Genomic DNA, 18,265 nt, shown 5'->3' with positions numbered 1-18,265 from the left:
TTCATACCTTGTGCAACAGGTTCAGGGCCATTTGCAGCAGTCGCTCGTCTTCGTCGCGCTCGCCGAGCAGGCAGGCCGCAGCCTGCAGGGCTGGCTGGCCGGGCAGCGTGAGGGCCAGGCGGAGATCGCGCAGCGCCTGGCGGAAGTCGCCGGGGCGCAGCAGGCCGTGGAACTCCAGCTGGGGCCGGGCGTAGTCGAACAGGCGCTGTTGCGCCTGCTGCGCGGGATACAGGCTGGCGACGTGGGTCTCGACCGGCCGGCCGTCGGGCGCCAGTAGATGGCGCTCCGGCAGGGGCGGCGCGAACGGCTCGGCATGCGCCAGGTCGAGTCGTTCGATGCCGATGTGCCAGGCACCGACCCGGCTCATGCGGCGAGCACTTCGCTGCGCGCCGAGCGCAGCGCCTGCAAGGCCTGGTGCAGCGTCGGGATGCCGACCTGCCGGGCTTCCAGGGTGATGCACAGCAGCAGGCGCGATTCGCCGCTCCAGGCGCAACGCAGCGGCAGGCTCCCGGCCGCGCGCGCATGGCACAGGCGCAACGCCCGCAGCGTTCCGCGATAGGCCTGGTGCCAGGCCAGGTCACAGGCCAGCCAGAGCGACAACTGTTCGCCATGGCGTTCCAGCTGCAAGGTGCCGCTGTCCTCGAAATCCAGTTGCACCACGCGCGCCAGCGGCGCCGGTACGCTCACCCGCAGGTCCTGGCAGAACTGCGCGACGGCCAGCTCAACCCAGTCCATGCTGCTGCTCCTCTTCGCGCTCGATCGCCAGGTCGAGTGCCATCTGGCAGGCATTCAAAAGATTCTGGCGCTGCTCGTCGTCGCCGAACACTTCGACCGGCAACAGGCGGTAGAGACGCTTCAGTTCGCGGAAGAAATGGATCTGCCGGGCGACGTCGGCCAGCGGCAACGGCTCGAGCAACGCCTGCACCTCGGCGACGCCGACCCAGCGCTTCTCGAGCAAGGCGATGACTGCGCCGGTCAATTCAGAAGGCCCGTATGCCATGGCCCCGCTCCCCTGTCACCAGCACCTGCCAGAGCGCCCCCACCTGCTCCGCCAGGCCGCCGAGCACGCGCAGCTTGTGCATGTCGCTCATGACCCGCTCCAGCTTCACCGGATCGAGCCGGCTCGACTGACTGTCCAGGTCGGCGCTCAGGGCTTTCTGCAGGAAGGCCACGACCCGCTCCAGCGGCGTCGCGGCGAAGCGCGCCTGGATGTCCTGCCAGGCCGCCGACAGGCCCCGGTAGTCGAGTACCGCGTCACGGTAGGTATCGCGCAGCGCCTGGATATCGCCGACACCGGCGGCGGAAGCCTCGGCGGCCAGCGGCTCGATGCGCAGGCCGAGTTCGATCTCCAGGCCCTGCTCGTCGGCCATCCGCAGCAACGCCTGGTCGACCAGCGCCAGCATCGCCCGCGCCTCCGGCCGCCCGGCCAGGACGTCGCGCGCCCGCGACAGCGCCAGGAAGCGCTGGCTGATCTCGCTGGAGAAGCCCTCCAGGTAAGCACTGAGCTGCGCCAGGCTGCTCAGTTGGCCGCTGCCCAGGTGGGCGATCAGCGCCTCGAGCTTCTGCTGGCTTTCCAGGTCCGGAATGCGCTTCCAGTACTCCTGCAGCATGGCCTGGACTTCGCTCAGGCGCGCATGGGCGTCGCTCAGGCGGCGCTTGGCCAGGGATTTCTCGGCGCGCTCGGAAAAGGCGAAGGTCAGCTCTTCCGCGGCATCGGCCAGCGACTGCGAAACGGAAACGTAGTGGACGCGCTCGCCCTGGAAGCTGCCGCCGGCCTGCTGCGCGGGGGCGTTGGCCGCTTCCCGCGGCGCGAGGGGCGCGGCGGAGGAACTCTGGAGGATGTCCATCGTGGCTGTGGTTCCTGGTCTGCAAAGGCGGCGCAGTATAGGAACCGGCCCGGCGCCGCCGATGCCAATATCGGCCGGTTTTTTTTAGCCGCGGCGGCAACCGATTTCTAAAAACTCCCGGCTGGCACTGAAATTCGTCGCGCGAGGCTTTCTCTATAGTGCGCGCCGACTCCAGCCGAACCGACCCGCCATGCCCGCGCCTCTCTCTCCTCTCATCGTCCGGATGCGCCACGCCATCGAAGGCTGCCGGCCGATCCAGATCCGCGGGCGGGTCACCCAGGTCACCGGAACCCTGCTCAAGGCCGTGGTGCCCGGCGTGCGCATCGGCGAACTCTGCCAGTTGCGCAATCCCGACCAGAGCCTGGCGCTGCTCGCCGAGGTCATCGGCTTCCAGCAGCACCAGGCGCTGCTCACCCCGCTCGGCGAGATGCTCGGGGTTTCCTCCAACACCGAGGTCAGCCCTACCGGCGGCATGCATCGCGTGGCGGTTGGCGAGCACCTGCTCGGGCAGGTGCTCGACGGCCTCGGCCGCCCCTTCGACGGCAGCCCGCCGGCCGAGCCGGCGGCCTGGTATCCGGTCTACCGGGATGCCCCGCCGCCGATGAGCCGGCGCCTGATAGAGCGGCCGCTATCGCTGGGTGTGCGCGCCATCGACGGCCTGCTGACCTGCGGCGAAGGCCAGCGCATGGGCATCTTCGCTGCCGCCGGCGGCGGCAAGAGCACCCTGCTGGCCAGCCTGGTGCGCAATGCCGAGGTGGATGTGACGGTACTCGCCCTGGTCGGCGAGCGCGGTCGCGAAGTCCGCGAGTTCATCGAAAGCGACCTCGGCGAACAGGGGCTGCGCCGCTCGGTGCTGGTGGTCGCCACTTCCGACCGACCGGCGATGGAGCGCGCCAAGGCCGGCTTCGTCGCCACCAGCATCGCCGAGTATTTCCGCGACCAGGGACGCCGCGTCCTGCTGCTGATGGACTCGCTGACCCGCTTCGCCAGGGCCCAGCGCGAAATCGGCCTGGCGGCCGGTGAACCGCCCACACGCCGCGGCTATCCGCCATCGGTGTTCGCCGCGCTGCCACGCCTGATGGAGCGTGCCGGGCAATCCGAGCGGGGCTCGATCACCGCGCTCTACACCGTGCTGGTGGAAGGCGACGACATGAGCGAGCCAGTGGCCGACGAGACCCGCTCGATTCTCGACGGGCACATCGTGCTGTCGCGCAAGCTGGCCGCCGCCAACCACTATCCGGCCATCGACGTGCTGCACTCGGTGAGCCGGGTCATGAACCAGATCGTCGACGACGATCAGCGCCATGCGGCCGGACGCTTGCGCGAATGGCTGGCGAAGTACGAGGAAGTCGAGTTGCTGCTGAAGATCGGCGAATACCAGAAAGGCCAGGACAGCGAAGCCGACCAGGCCATCGAGAAGATCGGGGCGATCCGCCAGTGGCTGCGCCAGGGTACCCACGAAACCAGCGATTACGCACAGGCCTGCGCGCAGTTGCGGAGCCTCTGCGCATGAGCCTGGCGCTGCTGTTGCGCGTCCGACGCCTGCGCCTGGACCGGGCCGAGCGCGCCCAGGGCCGCCAATTGCTACGGGTTCGCGCCGCGGCGCAGGAACACACCGAGCGCCAGGCGGCGCAACGGGACTACCGCGACTGGCGACTGGCCGAAGAGCAACGGCTGTTTCTCGCCTGCCAGGCGGCCATGCTCGACCGCCGACGCCTGGAAGCCTGGCAGCAGCAGGTAGGGCTGCTGCGGGAAAAGGAAGCCGGCCTGGAACAGGACTGCGCCGAGACCGCGCAGCGCCTCGAAGGGGAGCGCGAGCGCCTGCGGCAGTGCCGGCGAGAACTGCTGGAACGCCAGCGGCAACTGGAGAAGTTCGCCGAACTGGAGCGCCACGTCGACGCCGAGCGCCAGGGGCTGCGCGAACGCAGCGAGGAAGGCGAACTGGAAGAATTCACCCGCCACGAGACCTGGCCATGCTCAAGCTGAACGCCGTGGATACGGCTCCGCTCGTGTCGTCCGACACCCCTGCCCCCCTTCCGCCGCTGCGCGCGCAGCAGATCGCCTTCGAACAGGCCCTGCCCGCGCACCGACCGCCGGCGCCCAGGCCACCGTTCGACAAGGGCGACGAAACGACAGAGGCCGAAGAGCCCGCCGCGACAGCCGACGCGCCGACCTCGACGCCTCTCGCCGACCAGCCCGCGGCGCCTGCCGCCGACCGGCCGCCGACCACTCGGCAAGCCCCCGTGCCAGTTGCCGCGGACGCAACGCCAACGCCAACGCCAACGCCAACGCCAACGCCAACGCCAACGCCAACAGTGTCGCCGTCCGGATCGGTAGCACGGCAAGCGCCGGCGGTCTCCGCGCGCGTCGCGGCGTCCACGCAAGCCCGGGAGCCGGCCAGCGTTTCGGCGCCTCCGGTCGACGAACCGCCGCTGGTGCCGGTGTCCTCCCACCCGCAAATCGCAGGTCGGACGCATGAGCGGCCGCAGCCCGGCCCCGGCTTCCCGGCGAAAGCCGCAGCCGAGGTCGCGCCCACGGCGCAGGCCAGTGCCCAGGCTTCGCCGCCCGCGCCGACAGCGGGCGGCGAAGGCCGCGGAGAGGAGCGTCGGCAACCCGGAGAAACCGATCCATCCGCACTGCCCCCCGACGACCAAGCGCCTGTGCCACTGCCTGCCATGCAAACCCCCGGCGACCGCCTGCTGGCACGCCTGCTGGCATCGAGCGGGAGCCGGCCACTGCCGCTGGCCGATCTCGCGCGCCTGCTCGATGCCGTGCAGGGGCGCATCCAGGTCGCCAGCGCAGCCGAAAGCCATGCGGCACGCCTGCAGGTGCAACTGCCCCAGCTCGGCGCCGTGGAGGTGCAGGTCCTGCATGGCCATGGCCAGTTGCAGATCGAGATCAGTGCCAGCCCCGGCAGCCTGGCGTTGCTCCAGCAAGCCCGTGGCGAGTTGCTCGAACGCCTGCAACGGCTGCATCCGGAACAACCGGTGCAACTCACCTTCAATCAGCAGCAGGACAGCGGTCAGCGCTCGCGGCAACGTCGCTACCTGCATGAAGAGTGGCAAGCCGAATGAACGGTGCGGACCTCGACCTGCCGCTCGCCAGCCGCGCCGAACTGGATCTCCAGCGACGTCTCGCACGTTGCCGTCGCCACTATGTCGGCAACGCTTTGCAAGCGCGCCTGGACATCGCCCAGGCCGCCCCCGACGTCGATCTCGAACTGAGCCTGGCGTGGGACGGCCTGCCCCTGCGCTTTCTCTGCCAGGCCCCGGCGCTGGCCCGCTGGCTCGCGCCGAACCTGCAGGAGGCAGCCTTCGCCAGCCTGCCGGCGGCCCTGCAACTGGCCTTGCTGGAGCGCGAAGGCAACGTCTTTCCCGGCCTGGTCTGGTACGGCCTGAGCCCGGCGCAACCACGCGCTGCGATGGGCCTGCGCCTGAGCCTGGAACGCGACGACCAGCGCCTGGCGCTCTGGCTCGACGGCGATCCGGCGACGCTGCTGGCACGCCTGCCGCCGCGCCCCTCGGCGCAACGCTTGGCCATACCGCTGCGCCTGTCGCTGCAATGGCCCGGCCTGCCGCTGGAGGCCGGCGAGCTGCGCACCCTGGAGCCCGGCGACCTGTTGCTGCTGCCTGCCGGCCATCGCCCCGACGCAGCGCTGCTGGGGGTTCTCGAAGGACGCCCCTGGGCGCGCTGCCAACTCCACTCCACGCAACTGGAACTGCTCGACATGCACGACACCCCCTCCCTCGCCGACAGCGAGGACCTGCACGAACTCGACCAACTGCCGATCCCGGTCAGCTTCGAGGTCGGCCGCCGCACCCTGGACCTGCATACCCTCTCGACTCTGCAGCCAGGCTCGCTGCTCGATCTCGACTGTGCCCTGGACGGCGAAGTGCGCATCCTCGCCAACCGGCGCTGCCTCGGTATCGGCGAACTGGTCAGGCTCCAGGACCGGCTCGGGGTGCGCGTAACCCGCCTGTTCGGATACGACGAAGCATGATCCAGTTGCCCGACGAGCTCGGCCTGATCCTCGGCCTGGCCCTGCTCGCGCTGGTCCCGTTCATCGCGGTGATGGCGACCTCCTTCATCAAGATGACCGTGGTCTTCTCGCTGCTGCGCAACGCCCTGGGCGTCCAGCAGATTCCGCCGAACATGGCGATGTACGGGCTGGCGATCATCCTCAGCCTGTACGTGATGGCACCGGTCGGCTTCGCCACCCGCGACTACCTGCGCAACCACGACGTCAGCCTGAGCGACTCGGCATCGGTGGAACGCTTTCTCGACGAGGGCATGGCGCCCTACCGGAACTTCCTCAAGCGGCAGATCCAGGAGCGCGAACACACCTTCTTCATGGAAAGCACCCGCCAGGTCTGGCCCAGCGAATACGCCGAGCGGCTCGACCCGGACAGCCTGCTGATCCTGCTGCCGGCCTTCACCGTCAGCGAACTGACCCGTGCGTTCGAGATCGGCTTCCTGATCTACCTGCCCTTCATCGCCATCGACCTGATCATCTCCAACATCCTCCTGGCGATGGGCATGATGATGGTGTCGCCGATGACCATTTCCCTGCCGTTCAAGCTGCTCCTGTTCGTCCTCCTCGACGGCTGGGCGCGGCTGACCCACGGCCTGGTCATCAGCTACGGAGGCTGACCATGAGCAGCGCCGACATCCTCCACTTCACCAACCAGACCCTGTGGCTGGTGCTGGTCCTGTCGCTGCCGCCGGTACTGGTCGCGGCCCTGATCGGCACCCTGGTATCGCTGGTCCAGGCACTCACCCAGATCCAGGAGCAGACCCTCGGCTTCGTCGCCAAGCTGGTGGCCGTGGTGGTGGTACTGTTCGCCACCAGCGGCTGGCTGGGCGGCGAGCTGTACCGTTTCGCCGAAATGACCCTGCTGAAGGTGCCGCTGGTGCGATGAGCGTCCAGGACCTGCAGCAACTGCTGCTGACCTACAGCCTGCTGCTGCCGCGGATCATCAGTTGCTTCGTGGTCCTGCCGGTGCTGGCCAAGCAGACCCTGGGCGGCGGCCTGGTGCGCAACGGCGTGGCCTGCTCGCTGGCGCTGTTCGCCTACCCGATCGTCGCCGGCAGCCTGCCGCCGGCCCTCGGCGCGCTGGACATCGCCCTGCTGATCGGCAAGGAAGTGCTGCTCGGCCTGCTCATCGGCTTCGTCGCCACCATTCCCTTCTGGGCCATGGAAGCGACCGGCTTCATCATCGACAACCAGCGTGGCGCGGCACTCGCCTCGACCCTCAACCCCAGCCTGGGCAGCCAGACCAGCCCCACCGGGCTGTTGCTGACGCAGACGCTGATCACCCTGTTCTTCTCCGGCGGCGCCTTCCTCGCGCTGGTCGGCTCGCTGTTCAGGAGCTATGCCAGTTGGCCGGTGAGCAGTTTCTTCCCGCAGTTCGGCAGCCAATGGGTGGCATTCTTCTACGCGCAGTTCTCGCAGATGCTGATGCTCTGCGCGCTGTTCGCCGCGCCGCTGCTGATCGCCATGTTCCTCGCCGAGTTCGGCCTGGCGCTGGTCAGCCGCTTCGCCCCGTCGCTGAACGTGTTCATCCTCGCCATGCCGATCAAGAGCCTGGTCGCCAGCCTGCTGCTGGTGCTCTACCTGGGCATCCTCATGGAGCACGCCTACGATGCCCTGCTGCTCGCCGTCGACCCGCTGCGCCTGCTGCGTCCCGTGCTGGAGACGCCATGAGCGCCGAGAAGACCGAGCAGCCCACGGCGAAGAAGCTGCGCGACGCCCGCCGGCAGGGCCAGGTGGTGAAGAGCAAGGAAATTGTCTCCAGCGCGTTGATCCTGTCGCTGGTGGCGCTGCTGATGGGCTTTTCCGACTACTACCTGGAGCATCTCGGCAAGCTGCTCCTGCTGCCCGCCGAGTACATCGACCTGCCGTTTCGCCAGGCGCTGGAGACCATCCTGGAGAACCTTCTCCAGGAACTCCTCTACCTGCTGGCGCCGGTCCTGCTGGTCGCGGCGCTGGTGGTGGTGCTCAGCCATGTCGGCCAGTACGGCTTCCTGCTCAGCCTCGACAGCGTCAAGCCGGACCTGAAGAAGATCAACCCGGTGGAGGGCGCGAAGAAGATCTTCTCGATCCGGAGCCTGGTGGAGTTCCTCAAGTCGACCCTGAAGGTCGCCCTGCTCTCCCTGCTGGTCTGGCTGACCTTGCAGGGCAACCTGGCCAGCCTCCTGCGGATTCCCGCCTGCGGGCTGGACTGCGTGGCACCGGTGAGCGGGCTGATGCTCAGGCAACTGATGCTGGTCTGCGCGGTCGGCTTCCTGGCGATTGCCGTCGCCGACTACGCCTTCGAACGCCACCAGCACTACAAGCAGTTGCGCATGAGCAAGGACGAAGTGAAGCGCGAGTACAAGGAGATGGAGGGCAGCCCGGAGATCAAGAGCAAGCGCCGGCAATTCCATCAGGAACTGCAATCGAGCAACCTGCGCGCGGATGTCCGGCGTTCCTCGGTGATCGTCGCCAACCCGACCCACGTCGCCATCGGCATACGCTATCGACGCGGCGAAACACCCCTGCCGCTGATCACCCTGAAGCACACCGACGCCCTGGCCCTGCGGGTCCGGCGCATCGCCGAGGAAGAAGGAATCCCGGTGCTGCAACGAGTTCCGCTGGCACGGGCGCTGCTGCGCGACGGCAATGTCGACCAGTACATACCGGCGGACCTGATCCAGGCCACCGCCGAAGTCCTGCGCTGGCTGGAAAGCCAGCAGACGGATACACCCTGAACGCTATCGGGCAGGGCGGCCGCCTCGGCACCGGCAACGCAAGACGCTGCGACCTGGCGCCGAAAAAAAGGGGCCCGAAGGCCCCTTTCTCATGCTTGCTACGGGTCAGTCCTTGTCCGGGATCCCGTGTACCACGCCCGCGGTATTCTCCAGCAGGCTCTTGGTCGCGGTCTGGATGAACGACTCCAGCTTCTTCTGTAGCTCGGCCTGGTCCGGCACGTCCTTGGTGATCACCGCCTTGGCATCGCCGCCCAGCTGGTAATCGTAGACGCGCACGTCACCGTCCTTCGGCCGCACCAGGATGCGGTTGCCGGAGACGATGGCGACGTTCTGCTCGCTGCCCGACGGCTTGATCACGCCGAAGCCCTTGTCGCCTTCCGGCAGGTTCAGCAGGTCGCGGCCCCAGCACTGGTGGACGGTCTCGCCGCCGAGCAGGCCCATGATGGTCGGCACGATGTCGACCTGGGTACCGACGGTCGGCAGGTGGGTACCGAACTTCTCCTGGATGCCGGGGGCGATCAGCAGCAGCGGCACGTTGAAGCGGTGCAGGTCCATCTCGGTGAGCTGCTCGGGGCTGCCGAAGCCATGGTCGCCGACCACCACGAAAAGGGTGTCCTTGTAGTACGGCGACTTCTTCGCCTTCTCGAAGAACTGGCCCAGCGCCCAGTCGGAATAGCGCATGGCGGTCAGGTGCTCGTCGAGCGAACCGTAGCCGGTCACGCGCTCCACCGGCAGGTCCTTCGGCAACGCGTAGGGCACGTGGTTGGAGAGGCTCTGCAACAGCGCATAGAACGGCTTGCCGGTGCTCGCCAGCTTGTCCAGCTCCTCGTTGCCACGGGCGAACATGTCCTGGTCGGAGACGCCCCAGGTCGGATCGGAGAACACCGGGTCGACATAGTCGTTGCGGCCGATGAAGGTGGTCATGCCCTGGTTGCTGAAGAAGCCGGACTGGTTGTCCCAGGCGAAATCGCCGTTGTAGACGTAGACGTCCTCGTACTGGCGGGCGCTGAGCAACTGCGGCAGGCCGGAGAACTTGTGGCCGCCCTCCGGGGTTTGCATCAGGTATTCGAAGCCCGGCAGGTTGGGGAAGCAGGCCATGGTGGCGAACATGCCCTGGTGGGTATGGGTGCCGTTGGAGAAGAACTGGGTGAACAGCAGGCCTTCCTTCGACAGCTTGTCGAAATACGGCGTGATGTTGCCCGGCGCGCCCAGGGCGCCGACATAGTGGCCGGCGAAGCTTTCCAGCAGGACCACCACCACGTTGCGGATCGGCAGGGTATTCGCCGCCGGCGGGGTGAACTCGCGGCGCACCGCGGCCTCGTCGGCGTCCACCAGCTTGTCGTTGGGGGTCAGCAACATCTGCCGGGTGGTCTCCAGGGCGACCTTGTCGTCCAGGGTGGCCTTCCAGATGTTCGCGCGGTCTTCGGAGAAGCGCTCCTTGGCCGCCTTGACCAGGGTCAGGGTGCCGTTCAGGCCCAGTTGGTTGGCGAACATGGATTCGGTGGTGAAGGCATCGCCCCAGCGCAGCGGCGGGCCCTGGCGCAGGGTGCCGCGGGCGGCGAGGACGCAGACCAGCACGCAGAGGAACAGCACCACGCCGCGCACGTACCAGGGCGCGGCAGCGCCCGGGCGGGCGATCACGCTGTCTTCGCGGGGCTTGCGCTGGCTCGGGCGGGTCGCCAGGTCGATGGCCTTGAACACCCGGTACAGCACCCAGGTGGCGAAGGCCCAGGCCAGCAGGTAGCGGACCACCGGGAAGCCGTACCAGAGCATGCTCATGACGGTCTTCGGGTCTTCCGACATGTACTGGAAGACCAGGCTGTTCAGGCGCTGGTGGAACTCGCGGTAGAAGTCCAGTTCGAGTACGCCGAGGAACAGGGTGATGCTGGCGAACAGCGTCAACCATGTACGGAACAGGCCGCGAGCGGCCATCGCGCGTACCGCGAACAGCGACAGCACCAGCGGCGCCACGGCATAGACGACGACCCGCAGGTCGAAACGCACGCCGTTGCCGAACGCCTCGAGGAAGGTGCTCGCCGGGGTCGCGCCGATCAGTTCGCGGTTGTAGATCAGCAAGGCCAGGCGCAGCAGGCTGAACATGACCAGCAGCACCAGCGCGCTGAGCGCGGTGAACGCCAGGTGGCTGCGGATGGTGGGCTGGAACAGCCGTGGGGGCGATTGGGTGGTTCGGACTTCCGTTTGGTCCATGTTTACAATTCGCTCTTCTGTCGTTCGATTTCGAGAATGCGGTCCCGCCCCTGCTCGGCCAGCAGGTAGCGGCCGGGCCCGATGGGCAGTAGGGACTGTGCGGAACGCAGGCGCCGTACGATCACCTGCAGCGGCCCGTCGGGCGGCAGCAGCAAGGCTCGCGCGTTATGCGTCGAGTCCTCGGTGATCCACAGGCCTTCGCTGTCGCACAGCAAAAAGCTCGGTGCATTCAGTCCGTTCAGCACCACCTCGTCCTCGGCCCCCTCATGCAGACGCATGACGTGGCCACGTTTCTTTTCCGTGTAGAAGACGCTTCCGTCCGGGCAGGCGGCCACCCCTTCGGAGCGCTGCAATCCCTCGCGCAGTACCGTCAGTCCGCCGGTCTCCGGGTCGTAGCGGAGAATCCGCCCGTCCAGGTCGCGATCCTCGGCGGCGTACAGGTAGCGGCCGTCGCTGGCGACGCCCTCCACCTGGATGCCGTCGAACAGCGGCCGGGCCTGCTGGGCATGCCACCAGAACACCGGCGAGGCGCCCTGCTCCTGGCTGATCGCGATGCCGTCGCGGAAGCTGGCCATGCCGTCGGGCTTGGACAGCCCGTCGAGCACCGTATCGCGGCTGCCATCGGCGGCGATGCGGAACACCAGGCCCTTGCCGTCCTGCAACTCCTGGCTCACGTAGAGCAGGCCGTCCGGGTCGCGGGCCAGGGCACTGACGTGGGGAATGTCCTCGAGCACCACCCGGTAGGTCCAGCCGGACACGGTGGCTGCCGGGGCGAAACGCTGCCAGCCGAGGAAGGCCAGGGCGATGAAGAGGACGCTACCGAGCAGGCAGGAGACTACTACGCCGCTCTGGCGCAATCGTTTGGTCAGCATTCGATGCACTCAAGGACAAAACTGCCATTTATAGCCATGGCAACGGAAAAAAGCGCGCAGATTTTCCCGGATCGATTGTGAAAAAAATGTTAGCTGGCAGTAACAGGGGATGTCGGAGCGACGCATGAAAAAGGGCCTTGCGGCCCTTCCCGGTGAAGCGTCAGTCGTTGTCCTGCTTGCCGATGGCCTGCAGCACGTACTGCGGCAGAGCAAACGCGCCCAGGTGGATATCGGCGTTGTAGTAGCGGGTGGCGATGCCGCTGTCGCGGAAGCGCTGGCGCAGCGTTTCCAGCGGAAGGCGACGCAGGCCTTCGCGAGTCGAGCCCCAGGCGAAGGTCATGGCGCCGCCGATATAGGTCGGCACCGCCGCCTGGTAGAAATGCCAGTCGGCGAACAGCCCGTCGGTACGTGCGGCGGTGGTGCGCACTTCCTCCAGTTGCATGAACGGCGTGCCGTTCTGGGTGACCAGGATGCCGCCCTCGTTCAGGCAGCGCCGGCAGGCCTGGTAGAAGTTCTCGGAGAACAGCACCTCGCCAGGGCCGATCGGGTCGGTGGAGTCGGAGATGATCACGTCGAAGCGTTCTTCCGTGGTAGCCACGAAGCGCATGCCGTCGTCGATCACCAGGTTCAGCCGCGGGTCGTCGAAGGCGCCCTGGGAGTGGTTGGGCAGGAACTCCTTGCACATGTCGACCACGGTGCCGTCGATCTCGACCATGGTGATCCGCTCGACGCTCTTGTGCTTGGCCACCTCGCGCAGCATGCCGCCGTCGCCGCCGCCGATGATCAGGACGCGCCGGGCCGCGCCGTGGGCGAGGATCGGCACGTGGGTGAGCATCTCGTGGTAGATGAACTCGTCGGCCTCGGTGGTCTGGATCACTCCATCGAGCGCCATCACCCGGCCCATCCGGGCGTTTTCGAAAATCACCAGGTGCTGGTGCTCGGTGCGCACCTCATGCAGCATGTTGTCGATGCTGAAGCGCTGGCCGTAGCCCTGGTACAGAGTTTCCTGATAATCGCTCATGGGCCGGGATCTCCCTGGTAAGGCTGCAATCTGGCAGCGGGACTTGCCCGCGCCGCGAAGAAAGGCGCGCATTCTACGCTGGCGGCAATGACAGGTCGAACCCCGCCGGCGGATGGCGCCGGCTGCGCCGGACAGGTATCGTCTGCCCATGAGCCAGCCTACCTCTCCCCTCGTCCTGCACCTGCCCTACCAGTCGCCCTGGGAATGGCGCCAGTTCCACCAGCATTTCGCCCTGCGCCTGCTCGCCGGTGTCGAAAGCCTGGGCGACGACCACTATGCCCGCAGCTTCCGGGCCAACGGCCGCCCGGCCTGGTTCGAGGTGCGACCGCTGGCGGAACGCCAGGTCCTGGCGCTGAGCCTCAGCCCGTCCGCCCATGCCCTGGCCGCCGAACTCGAGGCACGGGTCCGCCGGATGTTCGACCTGGACAGCGACCCGGCCGCCATCGCCCGGCATTTCGCCGGGGATCCCCTGCTCGGCCCGCTGGTAGCCGCCAATCCGGGGCTGCGCCTGCCGGTGGCCTTCGACCCCTTCGAACAGGCGGTGCGCGCCATCGTCGGCCAGCAGGTCACGGTGAAGGCCGCGGTGACCATCACCGGGCGCCTGATCCAGCGCCTCGGCGAGCCGCTGGAAAATCTCGGCTACGACGGCATCAGCCACCTGTTCCCGACACCCGCCGCGCTGGCGCAAGCCAACCTCGACGGCATCGGCATGCCCGGCAAGCGGGTACAGACGCTGCAACGCTTCGCCGCGGCGATCGCCTCGGGAGAGCTGAGCCTGGACCTGGCGGACGGCCCCGAGGCGCTGGTGGAGCGCCTCTGCGCGTTGCCCGGCATCGGCCCCTGGACCGCCGAATACATAGCCCTGCGTGCCATGGGCGAAGCCGACGCCTTCCCCGCCGCCGACCTCGGCCTGCTGAAATCCACGGTCTGGGGGCCGCAAGGCATCGATGCGCGCAGCCTCAAGGCCCGCGCCGAGGCCTGGCGGCCTTGGCGCGCCTACGCCGCCATCCACCTGTGGCACCACTACGCCGCAGGCGGCTAGCGCCGCGGCGGGAGGCTACAGCCTGACGTTGCCGCGCGGGCCGGCGATGGCCCAGATGATCAGGCCGAGCACCGGCAGGACGATGATCACCAGGACCCAGATGATCTTCATCCCGGTTTCCGCAGTGCTTTTCAGGATGTTGACGATGGCCCAGATATCCAGGGCCAGGATGACCAGGCTGATCAGCCCGCTGAGGGTGGAACCCATGGCGCGATGCTCCCGAGCAAGAGTGTTCCCTCAGGATAGCCGGCGCGCTCACTCCACGACGATGTCGGCGAAGCTGGCCACCGTCGGATGGCCGTCCAGGCTGCCGCCTTCGCGGGCCAGGCCGAGCGTGCGCATGCCCGCGTCGCGCGCGGCATCCAGCTCCTGCAGCACGTCGGAAAGGAAAAGGATTTCCGCGGCCGGCAGGCCGATGGCCCCGGCGATCCGCGCATAGGAGGCGCTTTCCCGCTTCGGCCCGCTGGTAGTGTCGAAGTAGCCGGAAAACAGCGGGCCCAGGTCGCCGGCCTCGGAACAGCCGAAGATCAGCTTCTGCGCCTGGATCGAGCCGGAGGAATAGACGTACAGGTCCAGCCCACGGGCCTTCCACTCGCGCAGCGCCTGCACCGCGTCCGGGTAGACGTGGCCCTTCAATTGACCGTCGCGGTAGCCCTGGGCCCAGACCATGCCTTGCAGGGCCTTCAGCGGCGTCGCCTTGCGGTCCTCGGCGATCCATTGCAGGAGGATCGCGATCGCCCGCTCGACATCGGCGTCCGCCTCACCGCTCTCGGCACGCACCGCCGCCAGTTGCGCGGCTACCTCGGGCTCCCCGGCGTGTTCGCGGACGAAGTCCGGCAGGTGCCGGGCGGCATAGGGAAACAGCACGTCGAAAACGAAGCTGACCGCGCTGGTGGTGCCTTCGATGTCGGTGAGGATGGCTTTGATGGTCATGCGGACTCCGGATGAAACCGCCCCCGGCAGGACCGGGGGCGCGGATGGTGACGGATGGGACGGCGCCTCGCTCAGTCTTCCAGCAGGGGGAAGCGGCTGGCGATGTCGTCGCCGGTGAACTGGGCGACCCAGCCCTCCGGGTTGTTGAACAGGCGCACGGCGACGAAATGCGGGTGCTCGCCCATGTCGAACCAGTGGCGCGTGCCGGCCGGCACCGAGATCAGGTCGTTGCGCTCGCAGAGCACGGCGTAGACATGCTCCTCGATATGCAGGACGAACAGGCCGCGCCCGGCGACGAAGAAGCGCACCTCGTCTTCGCCATGGCGGTGCTCGTCGAGGAACTTGGCGCGCAATTCGGCCTTCTGCGGGTGGTCGCTGTTCAGGCTGACCACGTCCACGGTGATGTAGCCGCGCTCGCGCTTGAGCCGCTCGATCTCGTGGGCGTAGGCGGCGATCACCTCGTCCTGGCTGGCGCCGGCGGCGATCGGCGCGGCGGCTTCCCAGCGTTCGAAACGGACGCCGACCTCGGCCAGGGTCGAAGCGATGTCCTCGGCATGGGTCAGCAGCTTCAGCGGCTGCTCCGGCTGGTTCTCGTGATAGACGGTAAGGCTGCTCATCGGCTCAGACTCAGTACTTTCAGTTCACACTCGAACAGAAACTCGAAAGCTTCCACCTGACGCAGGGCATCGCTCATGCGCGCGCCCCAAGTGTACAGCCCGTGGCCGCGGATCAAATACCCCGGGCAGTGCGGATGCGCCTCCAGCCAGGGCTGCACGCGGCTGGCCAGGCGGGCGATGTCCTGGTCGTTGTCGAAGATCGGCACCTCGACCTGGCCTTCGTGGGTGGTGACCCCGGCGAAGGCCTTCTGCAGTTCGTAGTCCTGCAGCACCAGGCGGTCGCCGCGAACCAGGCGGGAAAGCACGGTGGCATTCACCGAGTGGGTATGCAGCACCGCGCCGATCGCCGGGTTCCAGGCATACAGCTGGGTGTGCAGGAGGGTCTCCGCCGAGGGTTTCTTGCCCGGTTCCAGGCTGTTGCCGGCCAGGTCGGTGACCAGCACGTCGTCGAAGCCCAACTGGCCCTTGTGCTTGCCCGAGACGGTGAGCAGCGCGCGCTGTTCGTCCAGGCGCGCGGAGTAGTTGCTGCTGGTTGCCGGCGACCAGCCGCGGCCGTAGAGGAACCGGCCGGCGTCGATGATCTGCTGGGTCAGCTGTTCACGGTTGTCGTTCATGCCCGCACCTCTTGCAAACGGGTACTGATGATAGCGGCTGCCAGCAAGGCTGCCAGGCTGGCGATGGCGAAGGTCCAGGCAGGGCCCAGGCTGTTCCAGCTATAGCCGGAATACAGCGCGCCCAGGGCTCCGCCGGTACCGGCCAGCGCAGCATACAGGGCCTGGCCCTGGCCCTGCTGGCGCGGGCCGAAGCTACGCTGCACGAAATGGATGGCAGCCGCATGAAAACTGCCGAAGGTAGCGGCATGCAGCGTCTGGGCAAAGACCAGCAGCGCCAGGCTGTCGGCCAGGTTGCCGAGAAGCAGCCAGCGCAACGACGCCAGCAGGAAGCTCGCGGCCAGCACCTGGCGCAGGCTGAAACGTTGCAGCAGGCGTGGCATGGCGAGGAACAGGATGACCTCGGCGACCACCCCTAGCGCCCAGAGCAGACCGATCAGCGCCCGGCTGTAGCCCAGCGATTCCAGGTGCAGGGTCAGGAAGGTGTAGTACGGCCCATGGGACAGCTGCATCAGGCACACGCACAGGTAGAACGCCAGCACGCCCGGCTGGCGCAACTGGGCGAGGAAGCCGCCCTCGCCTTCGCGCGGTTCGCGATGGGCCGGCTGGGCATTGGGCACCCACCAGCTGCACAGCACGATGCCGAGCATGATACCCAGCAGCGTCGCCGGGTAGACATCCAGGCTCAGGCGCTCGAACAGCGCGCCGAGACCGACCACGGTGCAGATGAAACCGATCGAGCCCCACAGGCGAATCCGGCTGTAGCTGGCGCTGCGCTCGCGCAGGTGGGCCAGGGTGATGACCTCGAACTGCGGTAGCACGGCATGCCAGAAGAACGCATGCAACGCCATCACCAAGGCCAGCCAGGCGTAGCTGTGGCTGACGAAGATCAGCGAGAAGCCCAGCGCCGTGCATACCGCGCCGAAGCGCACGATGGCCAGGCGCTGGCCGCTGCGGTCGCCCAGCCAGCCCCACAGGTTGGGCGCGACGCAACGCATCAGCATGGGAATCGCCACCAGCTCGCCGATGCGCGGGCTGGGGAAGCCCAGGTGATGGAAATACAGGGCGAGGAACGGCGCCGTGGCGCCGAGCAGGCTGAAATAGAAGAAATAGAAGCTGGACAGGCGCCAGTAGGGAACCGCGCTGGTCACGATCCGCCGTTCACCCGTCCCGCACCGCGGCCTGCCACAGCCCTCACAGCTGCGGCAGGACCGGCGTGTCGACGCGCACGTCGGCGTTCTGCCCACGCTGGCGCAGCAACTGGTCGAGCAGGACGATGGCCATCATCGCCTCGGCGATCGGCGTGGCGCGGATGCCGACGCACGGGTCGTGACGGCCCTTGGTGATCATGTCCACCGGCTCGCCGGCGGTATCGATCGAGCGCCCGGGAGTGGTGATGCTGGAGGTCGGCTTCAGCGCCAGGTGGGCGACGATCGGCTGGCCGGAGGAGATCCCGCCGAGGATGCCGCCGGCATTGTTCGACAGGAAGCCTTGCGGGGTCAGTTCGTCGCGGTGCTCGGTACCGCGCTGGGCGATGCTGGCGAAGCCGGCGCCGATCTCCACGCCCTTCACCGCGTTGATGCTCATCAGCGCATGCGCCAGTTCGGCGTCCAGGCGGTCGAAGATCGGCTCGCCCAGGCCCGGCGGCACGCCTTCGGCAACCACGGTGATCTTCGCCCCGACCGAATCCTGGTCGCGGCGCAATTGGTCCATGTAGGCCTCCAGCTCCGGCACCTTGTCCGGGTCGGGGCTGAAGAAGGCATTCTGCTCGACGCTGTCCCAGCTCCTGAACGGAATCTCGATCGGCCCGAGCTGGCTCATGTAGCCGCGCACCTGGATGCCCAGGCCCGCCAGGTATTTCTTGGCAATAGCCCCGGCGGCCACGCGCATGGCGGTCTCGCGCGCCGAAGAACGGCCGCCGCCGCGGTAGTCGCGCACGCCGTACTTGTGGTGGTAGGTGTAGTCGGCGTGGGCCGGGCGGAACAGGTCCTTGATCGCCGAGTAGTCCTTGGACTTCTGGTCGGTGTTGCGGATCAGCAGGCCAATCGGCGTGCCGGTGGTCTTGCCCTCGAACACCCCGGAAAGAATCTCCACCTCGTCGGCTTCCTGGCGCTGGGTGGTGTGCCGGCTGGTGCCGGGCTTGCGCCGGTCGAGGTCGCGTTGCAGGTCCCGGGCGGACAGTTCCAGCCCCGGGGGGCACCCATCGACGATGGCGACCAGCGCCGGGCCGTGGCTTTCGCCTGCGGTGGTGACGGTGAAGAGCTTGCCGTAGGTGTTGCCGGACATGCGAGGCTCCGCGTGAGGACGAGAGGGAAAGACATGGGAGTATACCCGTCAAGGACGGGCCTGCGAACCTTCCCCGGA

22 protein-coding genes are annotated in these 18,265 nt (G+C 67.6%); 9 read left to right on the top strand and 13 right to left on the bottom strand.

The genetic code is table 11. From position 1 onward, the window contains the following. Position 1 precedes the first annotated feature (1 nt). The 4 genes from pscX to popN are packed head-to-tail and all read right to left on the bottom strand — an operon-like array spanning position 2 to position 1,847. Entirely contained in the window at positions 2–367 is a 366-nt protein-coding gene (gene pscX, locus FOC67_RS09070) for a type III secretion system protein PscX (protein WP_003140044.1), read from the bottom strand. Then, positions 364–735 (bottom strand): type III secretion chaperone SycN, encoded by a 372-nt coding sequence (sycN, locus tag FOC67_RS09065; protein ID WP_003087694.1) that lies wholly within the window; start codon positions 733–735, stop codon positions 364–366. Before sycN ends, pscX begins: the two co-directional genes overlap by 4 nt. Further along, the gene (gene pcr1 / locus FOC67_RS09060; RefSeq protein WP_003087693.1) at positions 722–1,000 is read right to left on the bottom strand and encodes an Acr1 family type III secretion system gatekeeper subunit Pcr1; all 279 of its coding nucleotides are present in this window, start codon (positions 998–1,000) and stop codon (positions 722–724) included. The genes sycN and pcr1 overlap by 14 nt, the downstream gene beginning before the upstream one ends. After that, the gene (popN, locus tag FOC67_RS09055) at positions 981–1,847 is read right to left on the bottom strand and encodes a SctW family type III secretion system gatekeeper subunit PopN (protein ID WP_003087692.1); all 867 of its coding nucleotides are present in this window, start codon (positions 1,845–1,847) and stop codon (positions 981–983) included. The genes pcr1 and popN overlap by 20 nt, the downstream gene beginning before the upstream one ends. A 190-nt stretch (positions 1,848–2,037) precedes the next feature. Between popN and pscN the strand changes: the two genes are divergently transcribed. Genes pscN through pscU form a run of 8 tightly spaced genes read left to right on the top strand, consistent with a single transcriptional unit; the run spans position 2,038 to position 8,597 of the window. Continuing rightward, positions 2,038–3,360 (top strand): SctN family type III secretion system ATPase PscN, encoded by a 1,323-nt coding sequence (gene pscN, locus FOC67_RS09050; RefSeq protein ID WP_019371912.1) that lies wholly within the window; start codon positions 2,038–2,040, stop codon positions 3,358–3,360. Continuing rightward, positions 3,357–3,833, top strand: coding sequence for a type III secretion system central stalk protein PscO (gene pscO, locus FOC67_RS09045; RefSeq protein ID WP_003109497.1), 477 nt, complete (start codon positions 3,357–3,359; stop codon positions 3,831–3,833). Before pscN ends, pscO begins: the two co-directional genes overlap by 4 nt. Continuing rightward, positions 3,821–4,921, top strand: a complete 1,101-nt coding sequence (pscP, locus tag FOC67_RS09040) for a type III secretion system needle length determinant PscP (protein ID WP_073651032.1) — start codon at positions 3,821–3,823, stop codon at positions 4,919–4,921. Before pscO ends, pscP begins: the two co-directional genes overlap by 13 nt. Then, complete coding sequence (pscQ, locus tag FOC67_RS09035; protein WP_009314675.1) at positions 4,918–5,847, top strand: SctQ family type III secretion system cytoplasmic ring protein PscQ; 930 nt, start codon at positions 4,918–4,920, stop codon at positions 5,845–5,847. The genes pscP and pscQ overlap by 4 nt, the downstream gene beginning before the upstream one ends. After that, positions 5,844–6,497, top strand: a complete 654-nt coding sequence (gene pscR, locus FOC67_RS09030; RefSeq protein WP_003087674.1) for a SctR family type III secretion system export apparatus subunit PscR — start codon at positions 5,844–5,846, stop codon at positions 6,495–6,497. Before pscQ ends, pscR begins: the two co-directional genes overlap by 4 nt. 2 nt (positions 6,498–6,499) lie before the next feature. Then, a complete protein-coding gene (gene pscS, locus FOC67_RS09025) occupies positions 6,500–6,766 on the top strand; it encodes a SctS family type III secretion system export apparatus subunit PscS (protein WP_003087672.1) in 267 nt (88 codons plus the stop codon). Next, positions 6,763–7,551, top strand: a complete 789-nt coding sequence (pscT, locus tag FOC67_RS09020; protein WP_003132884.1) for a SctT family type III secretion system export apparatus subunit PscT — start codon at positions 6,763–6,765, stop codon at positions 7,549–7,551. The genes pscS and pscT overlap by 4 nt, the downstream gene beginning before the upstream one ends. Next, positions 7,548–8,597 carry a SctU family type III secretion system export apparatus subunit PscU gene (gene pscU / locus FOC67_RS09015; protein WP_003087668.1) on the top strand — a complete coding sequence of 350 codons (1,050 nt, stop codon included), beginning with the start codon at positions 7,548–7,550 and terminating at the stop codon, positions 8,595–8,597. Before pscT ends, pscU begins: the two co-directional genes overlap by 4 nt. A gap of 105 nt (positions 8,598–8,702) precedes the next feature. On the opposite strand, the gene FOC67_RS09010 is transcribed toward pscU, so the two are convergent. The 3 genes from FOC67_RS09010 to speE all read right to left on the bottom strand — a co-directional run bounded on the left by FOC67_RS09010 (position 8,703) and on the right by speE (position 12,698). Beyond that, complete coding sequence (locus tag FOC67_RS09010; RefSeq protein ID WP_003087666.1) at positions 8,703–10,805, bottom strand: LTA synthase family protein; 2,103 nt, start codon at positions 10,803–10,805, stop codon at positions 8,703–8,705. Between the two features lie 2 nt (positions 10,806–10,807). Next, positions 10,808–11,677 carry a YncE family protein gene (locus FOC67_RS09005; RefSeq protein WP_003087664.1) on the bottom strand — a complete coding sequence of 290 codons (870 nt, stop codon included), beginning with the start codon at positions 11,675–11,677 and terminating at the stop codon, positions 10,808–10,810. A 160-nt stretch (positions 11,678–11,837) separates the two neighbouring features. Next, entirely contained in the window at positions 11,838–12,698 is an 861-nt protein-coding gene (speE, locus tag FOC67_RS09000) for a polyamine aminopropyltransferase (protein ID WP_003103196.1), read from the bottom strand. A 148-nt stretch (positions 12,699–12,846) separates the two neighbouring features. On the opposite strand from speE, the gene FOC67_RS08995 reads away from it, so the two are divergent. Beyond that, the gene (locus FOC67_RS08995) at positions 12,847–13,740 is read left to right on the top strand and encodes a DNA-3-methyladenine glycosylase (protein ID WP_003087659.1); all 894 of its coding nucleotides are present in this window, start codon (positions 12,847–12,849) and stop codon (positions 13,738–13,740) included. A 15-nt stretch (positions 13,741–13,755) separates the two neighbouring features. Here FOC67_RS08995 and FOC67_RS08990 read toward each other — a convergent pair whose 3' ends face one another. From FOC67_RS08990 to aroC, 6 genes are all read right to left on the bottom strand, one after another. Continuing rightward, positions 13,756–13,947, bottom strand: coding sequence for a PLDc N-terminal domain-containing protein (locus tag FOC67_RS08990; RefSeq protein WP_003087658.1), 192 nt, complete (start codon positions 13,945–13,947; stop codon positions 13,756–13,758). Between the two features lie 48 nt (positions 13,948–13,995). Further along, entirely contained in the window at positions 13,996–14,673 is a 678-nt protein-coding gene (gene mtnC / locus FOC67_RS08985) for an acireductone synthase (protein WP_009314683.1), read from the bottom strand. 71 nt (positions 14,674–14,744) lie between these two features. Next, complete coding sequence (locus FOC67_RS08980) at positions 14,745–15,290, bottom strand: acireductone dioxygenase (protein ID WP_003087656.1); 546 nt, start codon at positions 15,288–15,290, stop codon at positions 14,745–14,747. Beyond that, positions 15,287–15,904: a methylthioribulose 1-phosphate dehydratase gene (locus FOC67_RS08975; protein WP_003087655.1), complete on the bottom strand. Its 618-nt coding sequence runs from the start codon at positions 15,902–15,904 to the stop codon at positions 15,287–15,289. Before FOC67_RS08975 ends, FOC67_RS08980 begins: the two co-directional genes overlap by 4 nt. Continuing rightward, complete coding sequence (locus FOC67_RS08970; protein WP_003110431.1) at positions 15,901–17,052, bottom strand: MFS transporter; 1,152 nt, start codon at positions 17,050–17,052, stop codon at positions 15,901–15,903. The genes FOC67_RS08975 and FOC67_RS08970 overlap by 4 nt, the downstream gene beginning before the upstream one ends. A gap of 43 nt (positions 17,053–17,095) precedes the next feature. Beyond that, positions 17,096–18,187, bottom strand: a complete 1,092-nt coding sequence (aroC, locus tag FOC67_RS08965; protein ID WP_003087653.1) for a chorismate synthase — start codon at positions 18,185–18,187, stop codon at positions 17,096–17,098. Between the last annotated feature and the right edge of the window lie 78 nt (positions 18,188–18,265).

The sequence above is a fragment of the Pseudomonas sp. FDAARGOS_761 genome (assembly GCF_013343155.1).
In the GTDB taxonomy this organism is placed as follows: domain Bacteria; phylum Pseudomonadota; class Gammaproteobacteria; order Pseudomonadales; family Pseudomonadaceae; genus Pseudomonas; species Pseudomonas aeruginosa.
Note: the sequence above shows the minus strand (reverse complement) of the source record. Positions and strands in the feature narration are given on the sequence as shown.

Excerpts from the sequence above, each read along its gene's own strand:
- pscX (WP_003140044.1), bottom strand. The coding sequence starts at position 367 with ATGAGCCGGGTCGGTGCCTGGCACATCGGCATCGAACGACTCGACCTG.
- sycN (WP_003087694.1), bottom strand. The coding sequence starts at position 735 with ATGGACTGGGTTGAGCTGGCCGTCGCGCAGTTCTGCCAGGACCTGCGG.
- pcr1 (WP_003087693.1), bottom strand. The coding sequence starts at position 1,000 with ATGGCATACGGGCCTTCTGAATTGACCGGCGCAGTCATCGCCTTGCTC.
- popN (WP_003087692.1), bottom strand. The coding sequence starts at position 1,847 with ATGGACATCCTCCAGAGTTCCTCCGCCGCGCCCCTCGCGCCGCGGGAA.
- pscN (WP_019371912.1), top strand. The coding sequence starts at position 2,038 with ATGCCCGCGCCTCTCTCTCCTCTCATCGTCCGGATGCGCCACGCCATC.
- pscO (WP_003109497.1), top strand. The coding sequence starts at position 3,357 with ATGAGCCTGGCGCTGCTGTTGCGCGTCCGACGCCTGCGCCTGGACCGG.
- pscP (WP_073651032.1), top strand. The coding sequence starts at position 3,821 with ATGCTCAAGCTGAACGCCGTGGATACGGCTCCGCTCGTGTCGTCCGAC.
- pscQ (WP_009314675.1), top strand. The coding sequence starts at position 4,918 with ATGAACGGTGCGGACCTCGACCTGCCGCTCGCCAGCCGCGCCGAACTG.
- pscR (WP_003087674.1), top strand. The coding sequence starts at position 5,844 with ATGATCCAGTTGCCCGACGAGCTCGGCCTGATCCTCGGCCTGGCCCTG.
- pscS (WP_003087672.1), top strand. The coding sequence starts at position 6,500 with ATGAGCAGCGCCGACATCCTCCACTTCACCAACCAGACCCTGTGGCTG.
- pscT (WP_003132884.1), top strand. The coding sequence starts at position 6,763 with ATGAGCGTCCAGGACCTGCAGCAACTGCTGCTGACCTACAGCCTGCTG.
- pscU (WP_003087668.1), top strand. The coding sequence starts at position 7,548 with ATGAGCGCCGAGAAGACCGAGCAGCCCACGGCGAAGAAGCTGCGCGAC.
- FOC67_RS09010 (WP_003087666.1), bottom strand. The coding sequence starts at position 10,805 with ATGGACCAAACGGAAGTCCGAACCACCCAATCGCCCCCACGGCTGTTC.
- FOC67_RS09005 (WP_003087664.1), bottom strand. The coding sequence starts at position 11,677 with ATGCTGACCAAACGATTGCGCCAGAGCGGCGTAGTAGTCTCCTGCCTG.
- speE (WP_003103196.1), bottom strand. The coding sequence starts at position 12,698 with ATGAGCGATTATCAGGAAACTCTGTACCAGGGCTACGGCCAGCGCTTC.
- FOC67_RS08995 (WP_003087659.1), top strand. The coding sequence starts at position 12,847 with ATGAGCCAGCCTACCTCTCCCCTCGTCCTGCACCTGCCCTACCAGTCG.
- FOC67_RS08990 (WP_003087658.1), bottom strand. The coding sequence starts at position 13,947 with ATGGGTTCCACCCTCAGCGGGCTGATCAGCCTGGTCATCCTGGCCCTG.
- mtnC (WP_009314683.1), bottom strand. The coding sequence starts at position 14,673 with ATGACCATCAAAGCCATCCTCACCGACATCGAAGGCACCACCAGCGCG.
- FOC67_RS08980 (WP_003087656.1), bottom strand. The coding sequence starts at position 15,290 with ATGAGCAGCCTTACCGTCTATCACGAGAACCAGCCGGAGCAGCCGCTG.
- FOC67_RS08975 (WP_003087655.1), bottom strand. The coding sequence starts at position 15,904 with ATGAACGACAACCGTGAACAGCTGACCCAGCAGATCATCGACGCCGGC.
- aroC (WP_003087653.1), bottom strand. The coding sequence starts at position 18,187 with ATGTCCGGCAACACCTACGGCAAGCTCTTCACCGTCACCACCGCAGGC.